Source organism: Frankia gtarii (assembly GCF_025403375.1).
Taxonomy (GTDB): domain Bacteria; phylum Actinomycetota; class Actinomycetes; order Frankiales; family Frankiaceae; genus Frankia; species Frankia gtarii.
Window position 1 is genome coordinate 1 of the sequence record NZ_JAMPTM010000637.1, and the last position, 403, is coordinate 403.

Sequence of the window (403 nt, forward strand, 5' to 3'; positions counted from 1 at the left end):
CTCCAGCACCGGCAGCGTGTCGTGGCTGTCGCTGGTCGCGGCACCGTGGCCGGGGAAGTGCTTCGCTGTCGAGACCACTCCGGCGGCCTCGAAGCCCCGCACGGCCGCTGCGGTCGCCTTGGCCGCGACCGCCGGGTCCTCGCTCGCCGACCTGGTGCCGATGGTCGGGTCTGCGGCGCCGATGGTCACGTCGGCCACCGGCGCGAACACCCAGGTGAAGCCGAGGTCGCGCAGCTCGAGCCCGGTGGCGTACGCCGCCTGGCGCACGACCTCCCGACCGCTCCGTCCGTCCGCGGAGATCGCGACACCGGCCGCGTCGAAGGCGGGGAACTCGGTGGCGATGCCGCGCAGGTGCGAGACGTACCCGCCCTCCTGGTCGACCCCCAGCACGGGCGGGTAGGCA

At 74.7% G+C, this 403-nt stretch carries 1 protein-coding gene; it reads right to left on the reverse strand.

Features of this window, described 5'->3' with window-relative positions; all coding sequences use genetic code 11:
- Window positions 1–403 (reverse strand): glycoside hydrolase family 3 N-terminal domain-containing protein (locus NBZ83_RS32690; protein WP_308203860.1); only part of this gene is annotated, 403 nt, incomplete at both ends.